A 21,778-nucleotide genomic window follows, 5' to 3' on the forward strand; every position below is an offset into this window, starting at 1 on the left:
TAATCCTTGCCCTAGGCGCGCACGTTCGCGGCGCCCCAGATGCACAGCGACAACAGATAGTCGCCGTCCGGATTCTCGCGTGACAGCGCCGCGTTGATCTGCCGGAACAGTGCCTGAATCGCGGGAATGTCGGTGCGCGTCACCGCGCCGGAATCCAGGATCGGCCCCAGCGCGCGGAACTTGCCGGAGCGCACCCGGTCATTGTCGGGCGCATAATCGCGCAGGCCGCAGCCATCGACCTTGATGAAGTCGAAGCCCCATTTGGCGAAATAGAGCGCGATATCCTGATCGATGCGCCCGTAAAGACCGACCTCGCGTTCCAGGACATTGCCCTTGGGCAGATCGTCGTCGGTCGGCGACCAGGCTTCGGAACAGGTGTTCCGACCCAGATCGGAATAGATGCCCGCCTTCAGGCCCATCGCATGGAGCCGATCGGTGAACGGCCTGAAACTGGGGGTGTCGCCGCCCACCTGCGCTGATGGAAACTTGTCGGTGCGGATGATCATATGGCCATCCGGCATCCGACGCTTCAGCGCCCAGCCATCGTCGATATTGATGTAGCGATAGCCCTTGGCCGCCAGACCGCTATCGACGATCTGCTGCGCCGACCCGATGATCTTGTCCTCGTCGATGGCGGTGGCGAAGGCGTTCCACGTGCTCCACCCCATCGGCGGCAGCGCGGCCCGCCCGGCGGTATAGCCCGACCAGCGCCCGGTCGGTGCCAGCGGATCGGGCGGAGCGGCGGACAGCGACGATCCGGAGAGCGCGGCCATCAGCCCCGCGGTCAGCAGTTTCTTCATCGCTCTCTCCATCTCGTTCGCGTCCGGCGCATTGAACCGCGCGCAGGGATCATCAGGGCCGGCCGAAACCACCCAACCAGGCCGCGGCAGGTGCCGCGCCTATGGGCTCACGGCCGGCCCGCTCTTTCAGTTCCGGAACAGCAGCGGGGCCATTTCGTACAGGCTGCGCCGCCAGGACAGGAATTCGTGTCCCGTATTGGGCGACACATAGAAGACGCTGTTGATCCCGGCGGCCTTCAGCGCCTCTGCGTTCGCCCGCGGGTCGGCGCGGGGCACACCCGGAGGCCCGGCCATACCCCGGCCTTCGAGTTCGCGACTGCCGAAGCTGACGAAGGTCAGCTTGATCTTGTCCTTGTACCCCGGGGTGCTGTTGACGTCGTCGACCGAGACCGTCCCACCGCTCAGCAGGCCGATATAGGCGAATGTATCGAGATTCTTCGGCGCGATCAGCTTGGTTTCGAAACCGCCCATCGACAGGCCCGCCATCGCGCGCTGGCGCTGATCGGCCAGCGTGCGGAAGTGCGTATCGACATAGGGGATCAGTTCCTTGACCAGTACCGTCTGGAACGGCTTGATGTCGAAACTGGCGAGACCGCCGGGGCTGCCCGGGCGCACGTTGTTGGTCATGCCATAGGTCATCACGATGATGAACGGCTTCGCCTTGCCGGCGGCGATCAGATTATCCATGATCAGATTGGCATGGCCCTGGTTGGACCAGGCGGTCTCGTCCTCACCCCAGCCATGCTGCAGATACAAGACCGGATAGCGCGCGCGCTGGTTCTGGTCATATCCCGGCGGGGTGTAGACAAAGGCGCGGCGTTGCGTGCCGGTACTGGCGGACGGAAACAGCACCTGCTCCACCCGGCCGTGCGGCACGTCCTTCAGCGCATAGAAATCCGCGTCGTGCGCCGGAACCTCCACGCCGCTCTCCCACCGCGTCGAGCCGTAGAAGTTCAGCGTCCCCGGGTCGTTGAACGTACCGCCGTCGACAGTCAGATGATAATAATGGAATCCCTCGTCGAGCGGCCCCTCGGTGGTGCCGGTCCAGGTGCCGTCGGCGCCCTTGGTCAGCACGGTGCCGCCGCGGCCGCCCAGCCCTAGGCTCACCTTGACGGCCTGTGCATCGGGCGCCGTGACGCGAAAGCGGACATAACCCTGCGAATTGACCTGCGGATATTGTTGCCCCGGCTGGTTTACGGAAGACGGCTTGAAATCCTCGACGATCGCCGGCGCGGCGGTTTGCGCCGACGCCGATCCGACGGCGGCAATCGCGGCAAACAATATGGCTGCAGCTCTTTTCAAACGATCCTCCCAGGAATGTCGCGGTCTTGAGGCCCGCGTTGCTCTTATTACTCGGACTTATTGCAAGACATCGGCAACGCTGCAAGAGGCCGCGCAGCCGAAATACGGCCGATCCAGCGACGCTGCTGCCAACTTGTCAGACTTATCGCGGCGCAATCAAATGGTCGCTTGCCTGTCGTTCACAGGGGCGAGCGAAGGCCGATAAAYGGTCAGCGAGCCTATTGATCGACACCCTCGGGCTCGATCGCCATGACCTTCGCCGATCCATATGCGACCATCACACCTCGTGCGGCCACCGCGAACATCCCCGGCTCGGCCTGACCGCCCCTCCGGCGGCCGCCCGTCAGCGCGGGCTCGTCAGCGGAGCGGACAGATAGCAACCGAATTCCTTCACGAAATCGACCGAGACACGGGCATGGACCCGGCCCTGGCGGTCCAGGAATTCGCCATGATCGTCGATCGGCACGAAGGCGCCGTGCCAGACGCCCGGATGGATATAGAGGCCCCGCCCGTCCGAGCGGAAGGTGGTGAACTTGTCCGGCGTGACATCGTCGCCGGGCAGGGCAAGCGGCACCACGAAGCTCTGTCCGTTCAGGGGATAGAAAAGCTGCCCGCCATCGGGATGATAATTGGCGCGCCAGATGAGCGCCCGGTCGCGCGCGCCGCCCGTGCCCTCCGACGTCGCCTCTTCGGGCCAGTTGCTCCAGCCGAAAAGATAGCTGTCGCCCACCGCATTGTTGCGGGCGTAGAGCGTTTCGCCCTTCCACCAGAATTCGAACAGTCCCTCGGTGACGCCGCCCTGGTCGCCCGAATTCGCGTCCACCGGCCGCCAGCCCTGGGCCGGCCAGCGCACGATCTCGATGGGAAAGCTTGCGGGCTCGTCGACCAGGCAACCATAACCCTTCAGGCTTTCGTCGGTGGCCATCAGCAGCGGCGTCTCATGGACCTTTCGGACGCCCGTGGTCGGAACATAGGCGATCTCGCCCGGGTCGAAGTTCATCTCGCCTCCTGTCTATGCCGCGGCGGCGGCGGGCTCGGCGCCCGCCCGTTCCGCCGCTGAATCATGGCCCATCAGCCATATGACGATCCCGGTCAGCAGCACGCCGCCCGCGACCACCAGCAGGCCATAGGTGAAGTCCCCGGTCGAGTCCCTGATCCAGCCGATTACGAAGGGGCCGGCAAAGCCGCCGATATTGCCGACGGCGTTGATCAGGGCGATACCGCCCGCCGCCGCCGGGCCGCTCAGCCGCGCCGCTGGCAAGGTCCAGAAAATCGGCAGGATCGCGAGCGTGCCGACGGCGCCGACGGTGATGGCCGCCACCGACAGGAGCGGCGCGTCGGGAAGGAAGGCACTTGCCGCGAGGCCGAGGAAACCGACGACCGACGCCGCCGCGATATGCAGTACCCGCTCGTTGGTCCGGTCGGAATGACGGCACCACAGCACCATGCCGATCGCGGCGAGCCCATAGGGAATGGCCACGGCATAACCCACCATCGACACGGGAATGCCGGTCGACCGAAAGATCTGGGGGAGCCAGAGGATGACGCCGTACAGCCCGATCTCGACCCCGAAATAGGCGAGGCACAAAAGGAGCGTGCGCGGGTCGGTCAGCATGCGCAGGAAGCCGGAGCCGTAGCGCGCCTCACGCTCGGATGCCTCGGCCGCGAGGGTGCGGACGAGCCATTCCTTCTCCTCGGCGTTGAGCCAGGTTGCCTGCGCCGGCGCGTCCGTCAGATAGAAAAGCGTCGCGACGCCCAGCAGCAGCGACGGAATCGTCTCCAGCAGGAACAGCCACTGCCATCCGGCCAGCCCAAAGGCGCCGTCCAGGCTGAGGATGGCGCCGGAAATCGGCCCGCCCAGCGCGGTCGAGATCGGAATAGCGGTCATGAACAGGCCGATCAGCCGCGCCCGTTGCGACGCTGGCACCCACTGCGTGAGGTAATAGATGACGCCGGGGAAAAATCCCGCTTCCGCCACGCCCAGCAGGAATCGGACGATGTAGAAGCTCGTCGCGCTTTTCACGAAGACCATGGCGACGGCGACGAGCGCCCAGGTGATCGCGATCCGGGCGATCCAGCGTCGCGCCCCGACCCGGTGCAGGATCAGGTTGCTGGGCACCTCGAACAGGACATAGCCGATGAAGAAGATGCCGGCGCCCAGCCCATAGACATAGGCCGAGAAGCCCAGATCGCGGTTCATGCCCTCGGCCGCGAAACTGACGTTCGAACGATCGATGAACGCGGCGAAATAGAGTAGGGCAAGGAAGGGGATCACGCGTGCGCCGACCTTGTTCAGCGTCACGGACTCGATGGTCGTCGTCATGATCCTGCGGTCATTCACATCACCCATCATCGCCGGCGGCATGCCCGCTCCTGGCGCAATAGAACGACTCCGTAATGGATATGTGACGGTCGGCGGATTTTCGCGGGAGAGCTTTCCGCCGAACGCCGCTATTTCACGCTCGCGCCCGCCGCCAGCAGGTCGAGGCGCGGCTTGCGCAGCCCTGTTTCGGCATGCTCGCCCGCTGCGTCGACCACCAGCACCTGGTCGCCCCGGTCCATCGGCCAGGCCGCGAGGCCCTGCCCACCGGGATTCCCGGTCCTAGCGAAATTGGTCCAGTACCGGCCCATGTCCGCGGCGATGCGCCGGTCGAACGGCACATAGGTGCTGCTGGACCAGGGGAAGGTCCCCAGATTGCCGAACACGAACTGGATCTCCGCGCCGTGCCCCGCGCCCGGCGTGGCGCTGCGATAATCGTGCGGCACATAGGTGAAGAAATAGCGATAGACCGGCTGGCCCAGCCGCGCCTGCGCGGCGGCGAGAAAGCGGGCCGGCTCGGTGAAGACATAATCGGTCATCAGATTGGCGGCGACGACCTTTTCGTCCCCGGTCCTGCCCGGATCGAACAGACTCATCGCCAACGGGCGCGCCGGTTCGGGGATCAGCGGAAAGACCGTGACGTCCGGATGCTCGAGCAGCGCCGGGAAGAGATCGGCCTCATAATCATTGGAGCCGATCAGCCAGGGAACCGGGGCCTGCCTGCCCTCGGCAAAGGCGCGGTCGACATTCCCCGGAACCAGCACGCCGTCGACGATCGGCCCCGGCCTGGCGTCGCTCGCGGTCGGCGCGGATTGTCCCGCCAAGATCGTCTCGAGCGGCAGCGCGCGGAGCGCGGCCATGTCCGCCGCGCCCGTTGCCCTGGAAAAGGCGTCGCCCTGCGTTTCGGCGGCAGCGAGCGATTTGGTGTCGATTCGTCCCAGTCCGGACTGCGTGATCGCCTTGGCGAACAGGCCCCGCGCCGACGGCGAGACCATCAGCAGATTCACCGACATGGCGCCGGCGGATTCACCGAAAATGGTGACATTGGCGGGATCGCCCCCAAAGGCCGCGATATTGTCGCGCACCCAGGTCAGCGCGGCAATCTGGTCCATCATCCCGAAATTGCCGGTGACAGCCGCCTCGCGGGTCAGTGCCGGATGGGCGAACCATCCCAGCCGCCCCAGCCGGTAGTTGAACGTCACCACGATCACGCCGTTGCCGGCCAGCCTCGCGCCGTCGACCATGGCATTGGCGCCATCGCCGCGCACGAAGGACCCGCCATAGATCCACACCATCACCGGAAGGGGACCGGCGGCGGCGCGCGGCTTCCAGATATTGAGGGTCAGGCAATCCTCGCTCTGCACCGGATCGGGGCCATAGCCACCCGTTTCCGGATTGTGCTGCGGACAGGCGGGGCCGGGCGCGGCCGCCTTTCGCACACCCCGCCACGGCAGCGCCGGCAGCGGCGCGCGCCAGCGCAGCGCGCCCAGCGGCGGCTGGGCGAAGGGAATGCCCTTGAAGGCGAGGATGCCGTTCTCGACCGCCACACCCTCGACGCGGCCGGCCTTTGTCGTGACGATCGTCGGCGCCGTGGCAGCGCGGGCCATCGCCGGGCTGGCCATGAAGACGCCGGTGCAAAGGGCCAGGGCCGTCATGAAGGTCCGCCATATCGCCATCACCGTCTCCCCGAATGTCCGGCGAGCCTTATGCGAGATATGTGACGCTTTGTCCGGCGCGCGGCGACGGTCCCCTTATTATCGCGATCGCCGCCACCTCCCGCACCGGCACGATTGTTATTGCGATCGCTTCTCAGTTGCACTAGCAACCGCGTGATTCGAGGATCGAACGAACCGCGGCGGCGCGCCGGGTTCGCGCGCACATATTGGGGACATGGTTTTGACACGCACCGCATCACTGCTGCTCGGCGGCTCGCTCTTCGCACTGGCCATCCCCGCAGCCGCGCAGACCACGGATGACAGGGCCGACCCAGGCGACGATATCGTCGTCAACGGCACCTATACCTTGCCCAACAAGATCGACACGGCGACCGGCCTCGGCCTGACGGTGCGCGAGACGCCGCAATCGGTCAGCATCATCACAGCGCAGCGCATCCTCGACCAGAATCTGACCACCGTCGCCGACGTGATCCAGAACGGCGTGGGCGTGACGGTCAATGAAGTCGACGATGTCCGCAACAGCTTCTACGCGCGCGGCTTCGAGATCCGGAACTATCAGGTCGATGGCGTGCCGACCGCCTGGACGCTCGCCGGCGGCGCGGGCGAGACCATGGCCGATGTGTCGATCTACGACCGCGTCGAGATCGTCCGCGGCGCGACCGGCCTGCTCAGCGGCGCGGGCGATCCATCCGCCTCGGTCAACCTGGTCCGCAAGCACGCTGATGGCACCGATTGGACCGGCTACGCCAATGCCAGCTATGGCAGCTGGAACACCTGGCGCGTCTCGGGCGATGTCGGAGGCGCGCTCACCTCGGACGGCCGCATCCGCGTCCGCGCGGTCGGTCGCTACGAAGAGGGCGAAAGCTATATCGATCTCTACAAGAACCAGAAGTTCGTCCTCTACGGCGTGGTCGATGCCGACATCACCGACAACACCCTGCTACGCGCCGGCATCAGCCACCAGGAAGGTCGGCCGGATGCGCCGACCTGGGGCGCCCTGCCCAGCTTCTACACCGACGGCAGCTTCGCGGTATGGCCGCGCTCGCATACGCCCGCGGCGCCCTGGACCTTCTGGGACACCGTCAACCAGAACATCTTCGCCACCCTGAGCCATGATTTCGGCGGCGGCTGGAGCGTGACCGCCAATTACAACCGGATCAAGAATTCGCAGTCCACCGAGCTGCTCTACCTTTCCGGCCTGGTCGACAAGGCGACCGGGGATATCCAGTTCGGCTATCCCTACAAGGACAAGGGCAAGAGCATCCAGAACAGCTTCGACGCGCAGGTGAAGGGCCGGATCAGCCTGTTCGGCCGCGATCATGAGCTGGTGCTGGGCGCGCTACACAGCGTGCAGAATCGCGACGACACGACCTATGCCGCACTCGCCTTCCTGCCCGGCACGGATTTCGCCACGCTCGGCGGCAGCGCCTATCCCTATCCCGGTTTCTCGACCACCGGCTCGCTGGACGTCAAGGAACGTGTCGAGCAGACCGGCTACTACGGTGCACTCCGCCTCAACGTCAGCGACCGGCTCAAGCTGATCGGCGGCGGCCGCCTGTCGAGCTGGAAACAGACCGGCTTCTCCTTCGGCATCACCAGCAATTACGGTGACGACAATGTGTTCATCCCCTATGTCGGCGCGCTCTATGACGTGACTTCGAACCACCGGCTCTATGCGAGCTACACCAAGATCTTCCAGCCGCAGAACGCGCTGGACGTCAATTTCCGGCAGCTCGCCCCGCTCGACGGCAAGGCCTATGAAATCGGCCTGAAGAGCGCCTTCTTCAACGAAGCGCTGCAGACCTCGCTCGCGCTGTTCCGTATCGAGCAGGATAATCTGGCGGTCCTTCTCGGGATCGCCACGCCGCCCGGCGGCCTGCCGCAGAATTATTACCGCGAGGCCGACAATACGGTCAGCCAGGGCTTCGAGCTCGAAGTCACCGGCAAGCCCCTGCCTGGCTGGAATGTCAATTTCGGCCTCAGCCATTTCAAGATCGAGGACGAGAATGGCGGGCCGATCAACACCGATCAGCCGCGCACGCTGGTCAAGCTGTTCACCACCTACACCCTGCCCGGCGCGCTGAGCGGCCTGACGGTCGGCGGCGGCGTCAATTATCGCAGCAAGGCCTATTCGACCGGCGCCAACCCGGTCACCAACGCCGCCTTCCGCTTCCAGCAGGACGGCTATGCGCTGGTCAGCCTGATGGCGCGCTACGCGCTCACCGAGAAGCTGCAGCTCCAGGCCAATATCGAGAATCTGCTCGACAAGACCTATTACAGCCAGATCGGCTTCTACAGCCAGTATCGCTACGGCGCGCCGCGCAGCTTCACCCTCGGCGCGACCTACCGCTTCTGATGGCGGACGCGCTTCTCATCGCGGCGAGCGCCAGCGCGGCGGGCGGCAGCGCCGCGCTGCGCTTCGCCTGGTCGCTGCCCCGGCGCTCGCGGGCCTGGAACAGCCTGGGCTGGGGCCTGTTCGCGCTCGGCGCGGTGCTGGGCTGGCTCAGCGCCGGCGCCTGGGGCGCGGCCATCGCCTCGCTGTTCGGCATGGCGGCGGCTTTGCTGTTCCTCGCCTACGCAGCCGCCACTGCGCCGGCCACCACCGCCAAGGCCTCCAACCGCCGCGCCGGCGCGCTGCCCGAAGGCGGCGAGCCCTGGCGGATCGGGCGCCGGATCGGCACCTTCGCGATCGTCGTCCTCGTCGCGATGATCGTCTCGGTCGGCCTCGCCGTCGCGGCGCGTGGCCTGGTCGCCTGGTCCGGCGCGGGCGACGCCAATGCCAATGTCGCGAGTTTCTTCGTCATGCCGCTCGCCTGGACCCTTCTCGCCTTCGCCCTGCTGATGGAGGAGCGCCGCGCGCGGCAATGGCGCCTGCTTGCGCTGTGCGCCGTGCCCGGCGTGCTGGCGGTCGTCGCCGGAGTGGCGGCATGACGGTCGCGCCCGAAAGCTCCACGGTCAAGCGCGCCCTCTCCGCCCATGCCGCGATCGGCCTGCTCGCCGGCATGCTGCTCTATATCGTCAGCCTCACCGGCACGCTCGCGGTCTTCTACGAGGAATGGCAGCGCATCGAGCAGCCCAACGCGCCGGAAATGGCCGCGATCGATCCCCAGGCCGTCCAGCGCGGCGTCGCGGCGGTGCTGGCCAGCGAAGCGGGCAAGCCGCGCACCACGCATCTCTATGTCCACCTGCCGGTCGAATCCCTGCCCCGCGCCACCATCACCACCGACACCCAAGCGGCGCATCTCGACGCCAGCGGCACGATCGCGGGCAAGGAGGAGATTGCCTGGTCCGATTTCCTCGTCGAGCTCCATTATATCCTGAACATCCCCGGCGTGGTCGGCATCACCATCGTCGGCATCCTCGGCGTGATGATGCTCGCGCTGGCGCTGTCCGGCGTCATCGCCCATCCGCGCATCTTCCGCGATGCCTTCCGCCTGCGCGCCCGTGATGCGAACGGCCTCGGCCTCGCCGACTGGCACAACCGGCTGAGCGTCTGGACCCTGCCCTTCACCGTCGCGATCGCGCTCACCGGCGCGCTGATCGGCCTGGCCAGCGTCACTGCTTATGGCGTGGCGCAGCTCAGCTATCGCGGTGATCTCCTCGCCGTCTACGCCCCGATCTTCGGCGCCGAAGGCAAGCCCGACAAGAAGGCCGCGCCCGTGCCCGATGTTGCGACCGCGCTCGGTTACATGAAGGTCCACCACCCCGGCCTGCGCCTCACCTATGCCACCCTGCACGATCCGCTGACCGCCGGTCAGCACATCCAGATCCTCGGCACGCCCGAGCGCCGGCTGGTCTTCGGCGAATATTATAATTTCGACGGGCGCGGCCGCTTCCTCGGCACCGCGGGCCTGTCCGACGGCGCGCTCGGCCAGCAGGCCTCGGCCTCGACCTATAATCTCCATTTCGGCAATTTCGGCGGCCTGCCGGTCAAGATCGTCTATTTCATCCTCGGCCTGGCGCTGACCGGAATCTGCGCGACCGGCAGCTATATCTGGCTCGGCAAGCGCCGCCGCCGCGGCATCGACGAACCGCGCCTGCGCGCGATGTGGGATGCCGTGGTCTGGGGCTCGCCGCTGATCCTCGCCGCGACCTTCATCCTGCGCAAGCTCGCCGGCAACGGCGTGCCGCTCGTCGCGACCTATTGGCTCGCCACCGCCGCGCTGCTCGTCGCGGCCTGGTTCATGCCCGCGCCGGGGAAGCTGGAGAAACTGCTCAGCCGGTCGCTCGCGGCGGCGCTGCTGCTGGGCTCGGGGCTGGCGATTGCGGGCTTCGTCACCACCGCCTGACCGCGCCGCGCAATCTTTAGTGACCGGCCCGGGCCGCCATGCTAGCCGCGGCCGCTCATCCAGGGGCTTTGTCGTGACGATTGCCGGCGCATTCCATTTCGTCGGCGACATGCCCGATATCGCCCGATCGCTCCGGGCAATGGCGCTGGGCCCGGGCAAAGCCCGCCTCCACCGCGAGACCGATATCCTCCTCGGCGCGTGTGACGATGGCGAGATCGCGGTCGAGGGCCCTGTCGTCGCGCTCTTCCACGGCCGTCTCGATCAGGCGGATGGTCTCCAGGGCCGCTCCGCCGCCGCGATCGCGATCCAGGCCTATCGGCGCTGGGGCGCTGACTTTCCGGCACAGCTGATCGGCGATTTCGCCTGCGCGATCTGGGACGGCGCGACGCGGCGCCTGCTGCTCGCGCGCGATCCGTTCGGCGCGGAGCCGCTGCATTTCTGGCGCGACGGGCGTTCCATCCTGTTCGCGACCGAACCGCAGGGCCTGCTGGCGCTGCCAGAGGTGGCGCGGGAGATCGACCAGCGCTGGGTCGCGCGCTGGCTGGCGCTGCTGCCGCAGGACGAGCCCGGCACCGCCTATCGCGGGATCGATCGCGTGCTGCCCGGCCATGTCGCGATCCTCGACGAGGTTGGGGTCCGGCAGGTGCGGACGTGGAAGCCGGAAGAGCTGCCGCCCGTCAGGCTGGCCCGCGACGCCGATTATGCCGAAGCAGCCCGCGCACTGCTGGACGAGGCGATCCGATGCCGGATCGCCGGGGTCGACACGGTGGGCAGCCAGTTGAGCGCGGGCCTCGACAGTTCGAGCGTCACCGCGCTCGCAGCGCGCCAGCTGGCCGAACGGGGACTCAGGCTGACCAGCTTCACCGCGGTGCCCGTTGCCGGATTCGACGGCGGCTCCGATCGCGATCACCTCTGGAACGAAGGGCCGCTCGCGGCGCGCCTCGTCCAGGCCTGTCCCAATATCGATCATGTCCTGGTGCCCAACCGGACCGGACCGCTGTTCGACACCTTCGATCGCGTCTCCGGCACCGCGGGCATGCCGCCGCTGGTGCCGGTCAACCAGGCCTGGGTCGAAGCGATCGGCCATGCGGCAAAGCAGCGCGGCGTCACCGTGATGCTGAGCGCCGGCAAGGGCAATATGTCGATCAGCTATGACGGCTTCGGATCGCTCACGGATCTCGCGCGGCGCGGCCGGTGGATCGCGCTCGGGCGGCACATGGCAGCGCTGCACCGCGCCGGCCATGGCTGGCGCACGCTCGCCGGTCGCGTGATCCTGCCCGCGCTGCCCCGGCGGCTGCGCCAGCGAACCCGGCGGCTGATCGGCCGGCCGGAGGAGCGGCTGCGCGATTTCTCGGCGCTGCGCACCAGCTTCGCCGACGATCTGGGCGTACTCGACGAAGCCGAGAGGGTCGCCGGCAATGTCGGCCATGACGCCACCAGCCGGGCGGCGCGCATGGCCGTGCTCGGCCGGGTCGATCCGGGCATGCTGTTCCGCGCGGAGCGGCGGCGCTTCGGCTTCGTCCAGCGCGATCCGATGGCGGATCGCCGGCTCGTCGAATTCTGCCTAGCCATCCCGCCCGAGCAATATCTGCTGCACGGCGAAAGCCGCTCGCTCGTCCGGCGCGCGATGGCGGGGATTCTGCCCGATCAGATCCGGCTCGAACGCCGCCGGGGATTGCAGGGCGCCGACTGGGCGCTGACGCTCAATGCGGAACGGGCTCAGATCGCGGCCGAACTCGACCGGCTGGAGCGCAGCCCGCTGGCCAGCGCCAGTCTCGATCTGCCGCGCCTGCGCGGCCTGCTGGACAGCTGGCCCGAGACTGGCTGGCATAGCCTGCACGTCATGCGCAGCTACCGGCTGGCGCTCATGCGCGGCGTGGCGACGGGCCGTTTCCTGCGCCAATTCGAAGGCGGAAACGACTGATCCGGATCAGGAGTAATCCACGCCCGCGTCCGGGGTGGAACCCGGGGCGTTTTCGGCGCTGCTGGCCTCAACGAAGGTGGCGACGGGCTTGTGCCAGTCGCTGAGTGGGGCTTCCGCCGCAGCGGGCTTCGTCTCTGCTGCTTCTTGAGGTTTCTGCACGCTTTACCCCTGTATCTTCCGATGCTCGTCACCGGTAGCGGACGTGTCGCATGCTGTACAGCCGTGTCCGCGGCGTTAACGCCCGTTTTCAATGGATAAACCGCAATTCGCGCATCATCGCGCCGTGATCACGGACGATCCGCGCCGCCTGGGCGGGGGTCAGCGTGCCGGACCACCCGCCCGGCGTGCCCGGGCCGAAGAAGCGGTTGGGCGCATGCGGCGAGGATTCGCGAAACCCATTACGCGCCTCGGCGGCGGCGAGCCGGTCCAGCCGCGCCGCGTCGATCGCCACCGCCAGGCGCGCCGGATCGGCCGCATGACCGAACGCTCCGGCAATCGCCGCGAACCCCTTAACCGGCGCGGCGACCAGATCCTCATAGCGGATGAGCGTGAGCGGCAGGCCAGAGCCGAGCCAGCTCGCCGCGTGCCCGCTCCAGCTCGACACGAGCTGCGAGACCTGCGGCCGCAGTCCCGTCCTGCTCGTGCCGAGCGAAAAGCGCGGATGAGCCATCGCATCGATCGCCTCGTCGATCGTGAACCCGAAATAGCGCGCGAACGACACCACCACGTCGCGCGGATCGCGCACGATCAGGACGACCCGGTCGATCCGCTCGCGGGGAAAGGGCGGTTCCGCCGCGCCCGCCGCCGGCAGCCAGGCGTCGTGAGTCTTGATCGGAAAGGCGCGCCTGCCCGCGGGAAGCCCGGCCCGGTACGCGATCGGGCGCAGACGGCGTTCCTCGTCGGGCAGCAGGTCGGAAGTCTCGATCTCCAGCGCATCGTCGATGAAGGCGCGGTCGGCCGCGATCGGGCCTTCAAGGGCGTTGAGATCGAGCGCGCCGTCCCCGCGCACCAGCGCCGTCAGCACCGCGCGCACCCAGGTATTGCCCGATCGCGGATAGGACGCGATCAGGCCGACCCCGCTCATGCCGCGACATGCGCCTCGATCCGCCGCACCAGCGGGTCGAGCCCGGTCAGATCGGGGCCGCGCGTCAGGCGGTGGACGGCGGTCGCGCCGACGATCTGCCCGACCGCGGCGAACAGCTCGGCCGCGCGCCCCCAGCGCAGCGCCGTCCGCTTGCGATAGACCTGTTCGTGCAGCCCCATCGCCGCTTGCGGGACCGCCAGGCGCATGATCTCCGCGCGGCCCGCGATCGGCGCGGCGAGCGTCTGAAGCAGATAGACCGATTCCAGCGGGACCGGGGTCGCCTGGAAGTCGGCTGGATCGCTGAACCGCAGATAATATTTGTTCTGCCCGAAGCGGTTGGCGTGGAGCCCGTCGGCGGCGATGCGCATCGCCTCGAGCGAATCCTGCCACAATTTCACGCGCGGAAAGGCGGGGCGCACGACCGGCCCGCCCGCCGCGCCGGCATCGATCGCGCAGACATCGTCGGAGACGAGCCGGTGCCCGCGCCGGACCAGGGCGGCGGCAAGCGTCGATTTGCCCGCGCCGGAGAAGCCCGAGATCGCGATCGCCCTGCCCGCGACCACCACGCACGACGCGTGCAGCGGGAACAGGCCGCGGCGGTGGCACAACAGGCCCAGCATCGTGCCGAACAGAAAGGTCCGCACATCGGGGCTGTCCACGTCGATCTCGGGATCGATCACGATCTCATGATCGCTCCGCAGCCAATAGGTCGCGACTCCCTCGATCGAGAGGCGCGCCTGCCGCTCGGCATTGACCTGCAGCAGGGGCGAGACGTCCTCAGCCTCCGCCAGCCGCGGCGGAATCGTCCCGCTATGGATCAGCAGGTCGGGCTGGCGATCGTCTCCCGTCCAGGGCGCGAGCTCGGGCATGGCGATGCGGGTGCGCACGCGCCAGCCGCACAGGAACCTGTCGGCCGGCATCGCCCCGGCGTCAGACGACATCGATCAGCCCCCGGGCGTGCAGCGACGACAGCAATTCGAGGACATCGGCGGCGATCAGGGCGCGATCGGCGCGGTAATCGGCGGCCAGCGCGTCGCACAGCGCGTCGATCGTCATGGGCTGGTCGAGACGGCGCCAGATGTCGCTGCCGATCGCGTCGAGCCCGCAATAGACGCCATTGTCGACGCTCATCATCAGGATGGTGCCGCCCGCCTCGGTCGCCAGCTGCTTGCGCCCCTGCGCCACCCGGTCGGTGAGCTTCAGAACATCGGACATCTGGATCGGGACCTCGCTCGTCGGGGTACAGGAACAACCCGCGACGGGGCTTGTCCCGCGCAATCAAATACTTCTCCCGCGATGGCAACCCAAGGCACGGATTTTTCGGGCGACACGACGCGCGACGGGGTCAGGCGACCTGCGCGTCAGCGACCATTCTCCCAGCGATGGCGATACCAGCAATTGATCGCGAAACGGCTGTCGAGGAACGCGCCGGACGGGCAGGATACCGGCCGCACCTCATGCGGTGCCCAGGCCGGAAACAGCAGCAGCAGGTCGCGATCGGGCGCGATATCGGCAAAGGCGCGCCGCCCGTCCGGGCCCGGCGCCATGGCATGCAGCCGCAGCGCGCCGCCCGAAAAGCCCTGTGGCTGGCGGTGGAAATAATGGACCGCCGCCAGCACGCGTGCCGTCGCCGATCCGGGCCGGTCGGTCGCGGTGTCGATATGCTCGCGGTAAAAGGCGCCGTCGCCATGCTGCACCAGCTCCAGCTCCAGCGAATCCAGCCGGATCGGCGGCAAGGCCAGGTCGCGCACCGCCTCTTCCAGGAGGCCCCGGAAACGCGCCTCCACCTCGGCCCGGAGATCGCCGAAATCGCGCAACAGGCGCGACGCGCGGATCGACCGGTCGACGCGTTGCTCGCTCAGCCGGGTCGTCTCGAAATCGCCTTCCCGCGCCGCGACATGCGCGAGCAGCCGCTCGACGACCGCCTCGCCGAAAAACCGCGCCACCCGGCGATGCGGCGGAATGTCCTGAAGGGGATTGGACGCGAACACAGGCACATGCCCCTAGCCGTTAGCGGCCTGGAACTGAAGGTCTTCCACTACAAAACTGCCGTCATGCTGAACTCGTTTCAGCACCCAACGCTCCACAAGCGTCACGTCGGCCGAAATAATGTCGCGCGCCCGTCAGTCGTTGATGTGCGCCCCGGCAAAATCGCGCAGGTTGATCGTCAGCTGCAGGTTCAGCGCATGGTCCATCTGCGCGCGGGCGCCGCTGCGGCCCGGACGATATTGGTTGAGATACCCGATATCGGTCGTCACCGCCCGCCCCAGCGGCAGGGTGACCCCCACGATATTGCGCATCCGCTCATAACCGCTGCGCTGCCCCCAGCTGGTGCTGTTGGGCAGGAAGAAGCTCTCATGGCTGGCGAACAGCGCGACGCCCTTGTCGCCGACCTCGTGATTGTAGCGGATCAGCGGACGGATGCGGAAACCCACCTCGCTACCCCGCGGGTTGAACCGCTCGTCGACCCGGAAACGCGTGGTGACCGGCCCGAACGTCCCCACCATCTGCTGGCGCAGCCGGTTCTCGTCAGCACCGCTATTGCCGTTATGCGCCCCGACCCAGCGATAGCCGAACCCCAGCTCGATCTTCTTCGACACGCGATAGCCGAGCAGGGCGCCGAATTCGGTCTGGTACAACCCATCCTGCCGGTCGCTGAACCGCGCGATCTGCTCGAGCGTGACGCGCACCCGGTTCGCGAGCGGCACATTGGTGTTGACCTGCAGCCAGACCTGCTCGTCCTCCTGCTGCGCGCGCGCCGGCGTCGAGGCCAGCGCGAGCGGCAAAGCGGGAAGCAGGCGGCGCAGGGCCGGGCGTCGGGAACGGCTGGGCATAAACGATCCTGATGTCCTGAATCCGAAGGCAGTTCGATACATATGTAAGTCCGTCATGCTGAACTGGTTTCAGCATCCAAGGCGCAACGACCAATGCCGCCGCTTGTGGAGCGTTGGATGCTGAAACGCGTTCAGCATGACGGCAGGTAAACGAACCGCCGGTTCGGGACACTAGCCGCACCCCATCCGCCTGTCATCCGCCGGTGCTCCCGCGAGCGGGGTGGATACCGGCGGTTGCCGGAAGCAGGCGCGTCACGGCTTCCCATCTGACGCGCTTCCAACAGGCCTGACACGCCGGCGCTACGCGTAAAATTACCCCTTACTTTGCCACCACCCACCCCTGCGGCGACCACCGGTACACATAGGCCGATATCCCCCGCCCCGCCGTCGCGAAGCTCTCCGCCACCAATTTTTCGATCTTCCGCAGGTCCTTGCCCGGCGCGACGGTGCCGATCAGCACATTGTCGTCGGACGGAATGGCGACGAACAGCCGTCCGCCGGTGGCAAGCGCCAGCGCCCGCCACCGCTCGGGTTCGAGCATCATGCTCGCCCCATAGTCGATTCCCGCCACCACCAGCAGCTTGCCCTCGACCTCGCCGGGCTCGGGCAGCTTGGGCAGGGTTGCCAGCACCTGTCGCGTGGCCAGGGCGATGGCGTCGTCCTCGCCGAGCCCAAGTTCCTTCAACTGGGCATGACCGGAGATCTTGGTCGTATTCGGGTAATCCGCGCCGAGAATCACCGAGACGCCCTCGGCAAAGGGTCTGGCAATGGGCGGGTCCGCCTTGCCGTTGGTCCCTTCTGCGGCATCGCCGATTTCCCTGGCATAGGCCGCGGCATAGTCGCTGGAGCGAATGAGCAGCCGGAGCTGCGCCGGCTTGATCGCCTCCTCCATCGTCAGGGCCTCGGCGATCCCGCCCAGGAAATGCTGTTTCTCCATCGCGCAGTCCGCAGCGCTGTTGATGTCGCAAAAGTGCTGGATGCGATCGAGGTTGATCTGCATCTCTTCGCCGGCGGGCGGTTTGATCTTGATGGTCAGCGGGTCGGGCGTCGTTATTTCAGCGCTCGGCAACGCGGCCTTGATCGTGGCGATCGTTTCGTCGCGCAGGGTTTGGGCCTTTGCAGCGGTCGCGGAGGCACTTGCCAGCGTCACGATCGCGAATAACGTTGCCGTTCCGATTGTCCGCATGCTCGCCCCCGTACCCACATGATCGCCCTACCCGACGACTCATCTGCCGGTAAGCAATCGGTTCTACTGCCGGCACAGGTCGATACGAAGCGCTTTGACGCCACCGAACTCGGTGGCGGTCCCTTCGATGGGGTAGCTGGGACAGGCGTGCCCGACGCTCGAATGCCCAAATGGCCCGCTCGCCCGGCACCGGTTGCGTGCCCGCCCGTTCCGCCCCTAACCTGCCCGCGCCATGCAAAGACCGATCGACGCCACGCGACGCACGCTGTTCGTCTGGGTCGCCCTGGCGACCCTGCTGGCCTGGGCCGTCGTGATCGCCGATCTGGCGCGCGGCGGCCGGCCCGATCCGCCGTCGCTGCGCGCTGCGGCAACGCTGCTCGACGGCTCCTGGCGATTCCACATCGGTGGCGATCCGCACTGGGCAGACGCCAAAACGGACGACAGCGATTGGGAAACGATCGACCTGACCGCCACGCCCGGCAGCCATGACGGCGATGTCGGCCTGCCCGACTATGTCGGCGGCTGGATGGCGCACGGCCATCCGGGCTATACCGGCTACGCCTGGTACCGGCGTGTGGTGACCGTGCCGGCCGGGCGCGCCTCATGGGACATGCTCGGGCCGACGCTCGTCGAGGACGGATACGAACTTTATTGGAACGGCAAGCTGCTGGGCGGCTCGGGCAGGCTCGGCCCGCCTCCGAGGGTCGTCGGCACGCGACCGATGCGCTTTGCCCTTCCGGCCGATGCGGCAGGCACGCGCGGCGTACTCGCCGTCCGCACCCTCATGCTGCCCGGCTCCACGCCCAGTGCCGAAGCCGGCGGCCTGCACAGCCCGCCCATCCTCGCGCCCCGACCGGTCAGCGACGGGCTTCACCGCGCGCAATGGGAGCGGACGATCGCCGGTTATATCGTCGACGCGATCGAGCCGCTGGCGATGTTCCTGCTGGCCGGACTGGCGCTCTGGTGCCGGAGGCGCGGCCATTTCCGGGGCTTCCTGCTCTTTGCCGCCATCGCACTCGTATTGACGGGGGCCCGCCGCCTCAACAACGCGATCACTGCCTGGACCGACCTGATGGACCTGCCCACCTACGCGTGGCTGGCGACGTTCATGTGGATACCGACGGTGGCCGCCTGGGCGCTGGCGTGGAATCGCTGGTGCGAGCGTCCATGGCGCATCATCGATGTGACGGCGCTCGCGCTCGCGGCCGCCCAGATCGTCGCTGCCGTGACGCACGCGACGAGCGTGACAAGCGCCAGCCGCCTCGGATCGATCGCGCTCTTCGTCGTCATCGGCGCGCGCATCGCCCTGCGCGGGCCGATGCGGAGCACGCCATCATCGCTCTGGCATTGACCACCCTCGCCTTCTTCGGCGGCGAGTTGCTGGACCCGATCGGCGTGCCGGGCATCTGGTTTCCGTTCGGCATCGGGGTCTCGCGGACGCAATATATCTACGCGGTGCTTATTCCGATGCTGGCGGTGCTGATCGTGCGAACTTTGGGCGAGCCGCGCGCGGCTGCGAATGCCGGTGGCGGCGCAGGTATCTAAGAGCGCGCAAGCACGACCGCGCGCTTCGGTCAATTGAGTGGTCTGTCACCGGAACCCGCGGAGAAATTCTAACGCGATCGTCGCGGGGCGCTGCCAAGTCGCGTGGCGTGACGCCGCTCACTCATCGTGACTTTCCTTGTGGTTGGCGACTTACGAAAACGAGTTCACGATGCCCCCCCCGAGACGTCAAACGTCCATCGCCCTCCGGAACAAGCAAGGTATTTCCCGGGTGGAGTACGTGCGGCGCCACCTAGACACCCGAGATTGGTGTCAGCAACCACATGCTGACAAAGACCGGACCACAATTTACCCAATGGAAGCTCTCACCGTTGTTCCGGAATTTCACTGGCACGACATGCATCAATCAAGAGTTGCCACTTTGTTGGATCTATGAGACCTATGGTCAACACACGACTCTTCCAGGGGGTACCATGGCTATTCTGGGTAATCGCTTATCTCGTTGGCTGGCGCTGGGTATGGCGCTCCTCCTGGCGAGCATCGCCGCCGCGGCACCCGCTTCTGCGCAGGCTACCCGAACCTGGGTGTCGGGCGTCGGTGACGATGCGAACCCATGCAGCCGCACGGCACCGTGCAAGACCTTCGCAGGCGCAATCAGCAATACTGCCGTCAGCGGCGAGATCAACTGCCTTGATCCCGGTGGGTTCGGCGCCGTCACCATCACCAAATCAATCACGATCTATTGCACCGGACTCGGCAACGGCGGCATCTTGTCTACAGGTACGGCGGGCATCATCATCAATGCCGGGGCAAGCGACGTGGTCATCATCGATGGCCTCGAAATCGACGGTGCTGGCGTCGGCCTTAACGGTATCGATTTTATTGCCGGCGGCTCGCTGATCGTGCGCAACACGGTGATCCGCAACTTTGCCCGGGCCGGGATCGATTTCTCGCCTGCAGCCAGTTCCAAGCTCACGGTCGACAACACCACGATCTTAAATGTCGGCAACGTCGGAGGATACGGGGCGATCAACGTTTTCCCGACGGGCGCGGCTTCGGTTCGCGCCAACGTATCGCGCAGCCAGTTCAGCAACGCCAGCTTTGGCATTCTGGCGGTCGGCAGCAGCACCACCGGTTCGATCTTCATCGCCCTGAAGGATACCAATATCACCAACAGCGGACAGACGGGTGTCCGCACCAGCAACGGGACCGCCGCCTTTTCGACTATTTCGCTCGACGGCGTCGTGGTCGCGGGTAGTCAAACCTTCGGCATAACCGCAGCCGGCACGCTGGCCGGTATATTGGTCAACAATTCCAACATCAACAACAATGGCGGCGGCGTGAATGCGTCAGGCGGCGGTGTCATTTATTCCTATGGCAACAATCGCTTGAACGGCAACAGCGGTAACGACGGTACATTCACCGGCACGTTGCCGCTGCGTTGATCTGCGGGGGATCGTCGCGTTACGGAATTACATGGGGGAACCCGGTGACAGTCCACTTACTTACCTCACCGGGCAGCTGAATCGACTTTCGCAGCAGATATCATCCTCGCTGCACGATCCCGCATTACAGGAATTACGGTGCCAGTTTACTAATTAGCGCTTCCAGTGGCTCTTCACTTAACTGGGCGCGCTTCATATCGCCGCTGGAGTGCACCCCTAGATTGAGACAGTAAAATTAGGGACAGCCCTTTTGGAGGAGGGTTTGATGTCCAAGATTGTTCGACGAAGATTTGGCCGAGCGTTCAAGCTGGAGGTGGTCGCTCGCATGGCGGCGGGCGAGAGCGGGACGGCGCTATCGCGCGAGTTGGGGATCAAGCGGACGATCCTGTACCGTTGGCGTGATGCGGTTCGCGATGGTGGCGAAGAAGCGCTACGCGATGGCCCCGGCCGCCCGGCAATGGCGTGACGGGGTCATCGCCCAGATTCAGGCGATGACAGGTCTGCAAGGCTGTGGATCGATGCTGTCGGTGGAGCAGTTGTGCCGGCTCTCTCTGGTGAGCCGGGCCGCTTTCTATCGGCGTTGGCACGATAGCGCCCCCAAGGTCGAGGAGACGGCGCTGCGCGATCGGCTGCAACGCCTTTGCATCACGCACCGGCATTACGGCTATCGCCGGATCGTAGCGCTGCTCAGGCGCGATGACTGGGTCATCAACCACAAGCGCGTGCTTCGCCTGATGCGGGAGGACAACCTGCTGTGCCTGAGGAAGCCACTGTTCCGGCCGGCCACCACAGACTCGCGCCATGGCTGGCGGGTGTGGCCCAACCTGGCGCGTCATCTGATGCCCACCGCCGTCAATCAGCTGTGGGTGGCGGACATCACCTATGTCCGCCTGGCCGAGGCGTTCGTCTATCTCGCGGTGATCCTCGATGCGTTCAGTCGCAAGGTGGTCGGCTGGGCAATGGCGGATCACCTGCGCGCGGAGCTGGCGCTCGATGCGCTTGCGATGGCGCTGGAGCGGCGCCCGGTCGTATCGGGTGCGCTGGTCCACCACTCCGACCGCGGCGTTCAGTACGCGTGTGGCGATTACATCGCCCGTCTGGAGGCCGTCGGTATCCTGCCCAGCATGAGCCGGATCGCCTGCCCGTATGACAATGCGATGGCCGAGAGCTTCATGAAGACGCTGAAGCAGGAGCAGGTAAACGGCGCAGACTACCGCGATCTCGCGCATGCCAGGGCCGAGATCGGCGCCTTCATCGAGCAGGTCTACAACCGTCAGCGCCTGCACTCCGCCTTGGCCTATCTGTCACCGGACGAGTATGAAGAAATGTCGCCAGGGGTGCTGCGCAGCAGCCCCTCGCCATGACAGCAACGCGCTGTCCCTAATTATCGTGTCTCAACACTGGGGTGCACTCCA

20 protein-coding genes are annotated in these 21,778 nt (G+C 66.5%); 9 read left to right on the top strand and 11 right to left on the bottom strand.

Going from position 1 to position 21,778, the window contains the following annotated elements; genetic code table 11:
• Nucleotides 1-11: 11 nt before the first annotated feature.
• From AC1DX5_RS22685 to AC1DX5_RS22705, 5 genes are all read right to left on the bottom strand, one after another.
• The gene (locus tag AC1DX5_RS22685; protein WP_478017479.1) at nt 12-800 is read right to left on the bottom strand and encodes an alpha-amylase family protein; all 789 of its coding nucleotides are present in this window, start codon (nt 798-800) and stop codon (nt 12-14) included.
• A gap of 126 nt (nt 801-926) precedes the next feature.
• Nucleotides 927-2,102 carry an alpha/beta hydrolase-fold protein gene (locus AC1DX5_RS22690; protein ID WP_465169722.1) on the bottom strand — a complete coding sequence of 392 codons (1,176 nt, stop codon included), beginning with the start codon at nt 2,100-2,102 and terminating at the stop codon, nt 927-929.
• Between the two features lie 343 nt (nt 2,103-2,445).
• Nucleotides 2,446-3,102 carry an ureidoglycolate lyase gene (locus AC1DX5_RS22695; protein WP_478017480.1) on the bottom strand — a complete coding sequence of 219 codons (657 nt, stop codon included), beginning with the start codon at nt 3,100-3,102 and terminating at the stop codon, nt 2,446-2,448.
• 12 nt (nt 3,103-3,114) lie between these two features.
• Nucleotides 3,115-4,467, bottom strand: coding sequence for an MFS transporter (locus AC1DX5_RS22700; RefSeq protein WP_465174140.1), 1,353 nt, complete (start codon nt 4,465-4,467; stop codon nt 3,115-3,117).
• 86 nt (nt 4,468-4,553) lie between these two features.
• The gene (locus AC1DX5_RS22705; protein ID WP_478017481.1) at nt 4,554-6,077 is read right to left on the bottom strand and encodes a carboxylesterase/lipase family protein; all 1,524 of its coding nucleotides are present in this window, start codon (nt 6,075-6,077) and stop codon (nt 4,554-4,556) included.
• A 235-nt stretch (nt 6,078-6,312) separates the two neighbouring features.
• Between AC1DX5_RS22705 and AC1DX5_RS22710 the strand changes: the two genes are divergently transcribed.
• The 4 genes from AC1DX5_RS22710 (at nt 6,313) to AC1DX5_RS22725 (ending at nt 12,311) form a co-directional block, all read left to right on the top strand.
• A complete protein-coding gene (locus tag AC1DX5_RS22710; protein ID WP_478017482.1) occupies nt 6,313-8,454 on the top strand; it encodes a TonB-dependent siderophore receptor in 2,142 nt (713 codons plus the stop codon).
• The gene (locus AC1DX5_RS22715) at nt 8,454-9,029 is read left to right on the top strand and encodes a hypothetical protein (protein WP_478017483.1); all 576 of its coding nucleotides are present in this window, start codon (nt 8,454-8,456) and stop codon (nt 9,027-9,029) included. Before AC1DX5_RS22710 ends, AC1DX5_RS22715 begins: the two co-directional genes overlap by 1 nt.
• Entirely contained in the window at nt 9,026-10,387 is a 1,362-nt protein-coding gene (locus AC1DX5_RS22720; protein ID WP_478017484.1) for a PepSY-associated TM helix domain-containing protein, read from the top strand. The genes AC1DX5_RS22715 and AC1DX5_RS22720 overlap by 4 nt, the downstream gene beginning before the upstream one ends.
• Nucleotides 10,388-10,460: 73 nt before the next feature.
• Nucleotides 10,461-12,311: an asparagine synthetase B family protein gene (locus tag AC1DX5_RS22725; RefSeq protein WP_478017485.1), complete on the top strand. Its 1,851-nt coding sequence runs from the start codon at nt 10,461-10,463 to the stop codon at nt 12,309-12,311.
• Between the two features lie 247 nt (nt 12,312-12,558).
• Here the strand turns inward: AC1DX5_RS22725 and AC1DX5_RS22730 are convergent, their stop codons facing one another.
• The 6 genes from AC1DX5_RS22730 to AC1DX5_RS22755 form a co-directional block, all read right to left on the bottom strand.
• Entirely contained in the window at nt 12,559-13,395 is an 837-nt protein-coding gene (locus AC1DX5_RS22730; protein WP_478017486.1) for a sulfotransferase domain-containing protein, read from the bottom strand.
• Nucleotides 13,392-14,336, bottom strand: a complete 945-nt coding sequence (locus tag AC1DX5_RS22735) for an HPr kinase/phosphorylase (protein WP_465169731.1) — start codon at nt 14,334-14,336, stop codon at nt 13,392-13,394. The genes AC1DX5_RS22730 and AC1DX5_RS22735 overlap by 4 nt, the downstream gene beginning before the upstream one ends.
• Nucleotides 14,326-14,610: a PqqD family protein gene (locus AC1DX5_RS22740; protein ID WP_465174148.1), complete on the bottom strand. Its 285-nt coding sequence runs from the start codon at nt 14,608-14,610 to the stop codon at nt 14,326-14,328. Before AC1DX5_RS22740 ends, AC1DX5_RS22735 begins: the two co-directional genes overlap by 11 nt.
• A 146-nt stretch (nt 14,611-14,756) precedes the next feature.
• Entirely contained in the window at nt 14,757-15,392 is a 636-nt protein-coding gene (locus AC1DX5_RS22745) for a 2OG-Fe(II) oxygenase (protein ID WP_478017487.1), read from the bottom strand.
• 126 nt (nt 15,393-15,518) lie between these two features.
• A complete protein-coding gene (locus AC1DX5_RS22750; protein ID WP_478017488.1) occupies nt 15,519-16,229 on the bottom strand; it encodes a DUF2490 domain-containing protein in 711 nt (236 codons plus the stop codon).
• Between the two features lie 319 nt (nt 16,230-16,548).
• Complete coding sequence (locus tag AC1DX5_RS22755; RefSeq protein WP_478017489.1) at nt 16,549-17,415, bottom strand: DUF1444 domain-containing protein; 867 nt, start codon at nt 17,413-17,415, stop codon at nt 16,549-16,551.
• Nucleotides 17,416-17,647: 232 nt separating this feature from the next.
• On the opposite strand from AC1DX5_RS22755, the gene AC1DX5_RS22760 reads away from it, so the two are divergent.
• From AC1DX5_RS22760 to AC1DX5_RS22780, 5 genes are all read left to right on the top strand, one after another.
• On the top strand, nt 17,648-18,766 hold the full coding sequence (locus AC1DX5_RS22760; protein ID WP_478017491.1) for a hypothetical protein: 1,119 nt from the start codon (nt 17,648-17,650) through the stop codon (nt 18,764-18,766).
• Nucleotides 18,763-18,960, top strand: a complete 198-nt coding sequence (locus AC1DX5_RS22765) for a hypothetical protein (protein ID WP_478017493.1) — start codon at nt 18,763-18,765, stop codon at nt 18,958-18,960. The genes AC1DX5_RS22760 and AC1DX5_RS22765 overlap by 4 nt, the downstream gene beginning before the upstream one ends.
• 431 nt (nt 18,961-19,391) lie before the next feature.
• The gene (locus tag AC1DX5_RS22770; protein WP_465169737.1) at nt 19,392-20,363 is read left to right on the top strand and encodes a hypothetical protein; all 972 of its coding nucleotides are present in this window, start codon (nt 19,392-19,394) and stop codon (nt 20,361-20,363) included.
• Nucleotides 20,364-20,628: 265 nt separating this feature from the next.
• Nucleotides 20,629-20,829: a helix-turn-helix domain-containing protein gene (locus tag AC1DX5_RS22775; protein WP_478017495.1), complete on the top strand. Its 201-nt coding sequence runs from the start codon at nt 20,629-20,631 to the stop codon at nt 20,827-20,829.
• Nucleotides 20,777-21,727: an IS3 family transposase gene (locus tag AC1DX5_RS22780; protein WP_478017497.1), complete on the top strand. Its 951-nt coding sequence runs from the start codon at nt 20,777-20,779 to the stop codon at nt 21,725-21,727. Before AC1DX5_RS22775 ends, AC1DX5_RS22780 begins: the two co-directional genes overlap by 53 nt.
• Nucleotides 21,728-21,778: the final 51 nt, after the last annotated feature.

The sequence above is a fragment of the Sphingomonas sp. P2_B6 genome, from assembly GCF_056404755.1.

Coding starts and splice junctions, on each gene's coding strand:
- AC1DX5_RS22685 (WP_478017479.1), bottom strand. CDS start 800: ATGAAGAAACTGCTGACCGCGGGGCTGATGGCCGCGCTCTCCGGATCG.
- AC1DX5_RS22695 (WP_478017480.1), bottom strand. CDS start 3,102: ATGAACTTCGACCCGGGCGAGATCGCCTATGTTCCGACCACGGGCGTC.
- AC1DX5_RS22700 (WP_465174140.1), bottom strand. CDS start 4,467: ATGCCGCCGGCGATGATGGGTGATGTGAATGACCGCAGGATCATGACG.
- AC1DX5_RS22705 (WP_478017481.1), bottom strand. CDS start 6,077: ATGACGGCCCTGGCCCTTTGCACCGGCGTCTTCATGGCCAGCCCGGCG.
- AC1DX5_RS22710 (WP_478017482.1), top strand. CDS start 6,313: ATGGTTTTGACACGCACCGCATCACTGCTGCTCGGCGGCTCGCTCTTC.
- AC1DX5_RS22715 (WP_478017483.1), top strand. CDS start 8,454: ATGGCGGACGCGCTTCTCATCGCGGCGAGCGCCAGCGCGGCGGGCGGC.
- AC1DX5_RS22720 (WP_478017484.1), top strand. CDS start 9,026: ATGACGGTCGCGCCCGAAAGCTCCACGGTCAAGCGCGCCCTCTCCGCC.
- AC1DX5_RS22730 (WP_478017486.1), bottom strand. CDS start 13,395: ATGAGCGGGGTCGGCCTGATCGCGTCCTATCCGCGATCGGGCAATACC.
- AC1DX5_RS22735 (WP_465169731.1), bottom strand. CDS start 14,336: ATGTCGTCTGACGCCGGGGCGATGCCGGCCGACAGGTTCCTGTGCGGC.
- AC1DX5_RS22740 (WP_465174148.1), bottom strand. CDS start 14,610: ATGTCCGATGTTCTGAAGCTCACCGACCGGGTGGCGCAGGGGCGCAAG.
- AC1DX5_RS22750 (WP_478017488.1), bottom strand. CDS start 16,229: ATGCCCAGCCGTTCCCGACGCCCGGCCCTGCGCCGCCTGCTTCCCGCT.
- AC1DX5_RS22755 (WP_478017489.1), bottom strand. CDS start 17,415: ATGCGGACAATCGGAACGGCAACGTTATTCGCGATCGTGACGCTGGCA.
- AC1DX5_RS22760 (WP_478017491.1), top strand. CDS start 17,648: ATGCAAAGACCGATCGACGCCACGCGACGCACGCTGTTCGTCTGGGTC.
- AC1DX5_RS22770 (WP_465169737.1), top strand. CDS start 19,392: ATGGCTATTCTGGGTAATCGCTTATCTCGTTGGCTGGCGCTGGGTATG.
- AC1DX5_RS22775 (WP_478017495.1), top strand. CDS start 20,629: ATGTCCAAGATTGTTCGACGAAGATTTGGCCGAGCGTTCAAGCTGGAG.
- AC1DX5_RS22780 (WP_478017497.1), top strand. CDS start 20,777: ATGGTGGCGAAGAAGCGCTACGCGATGGCCCCGGCCGCCCGGCAATGG.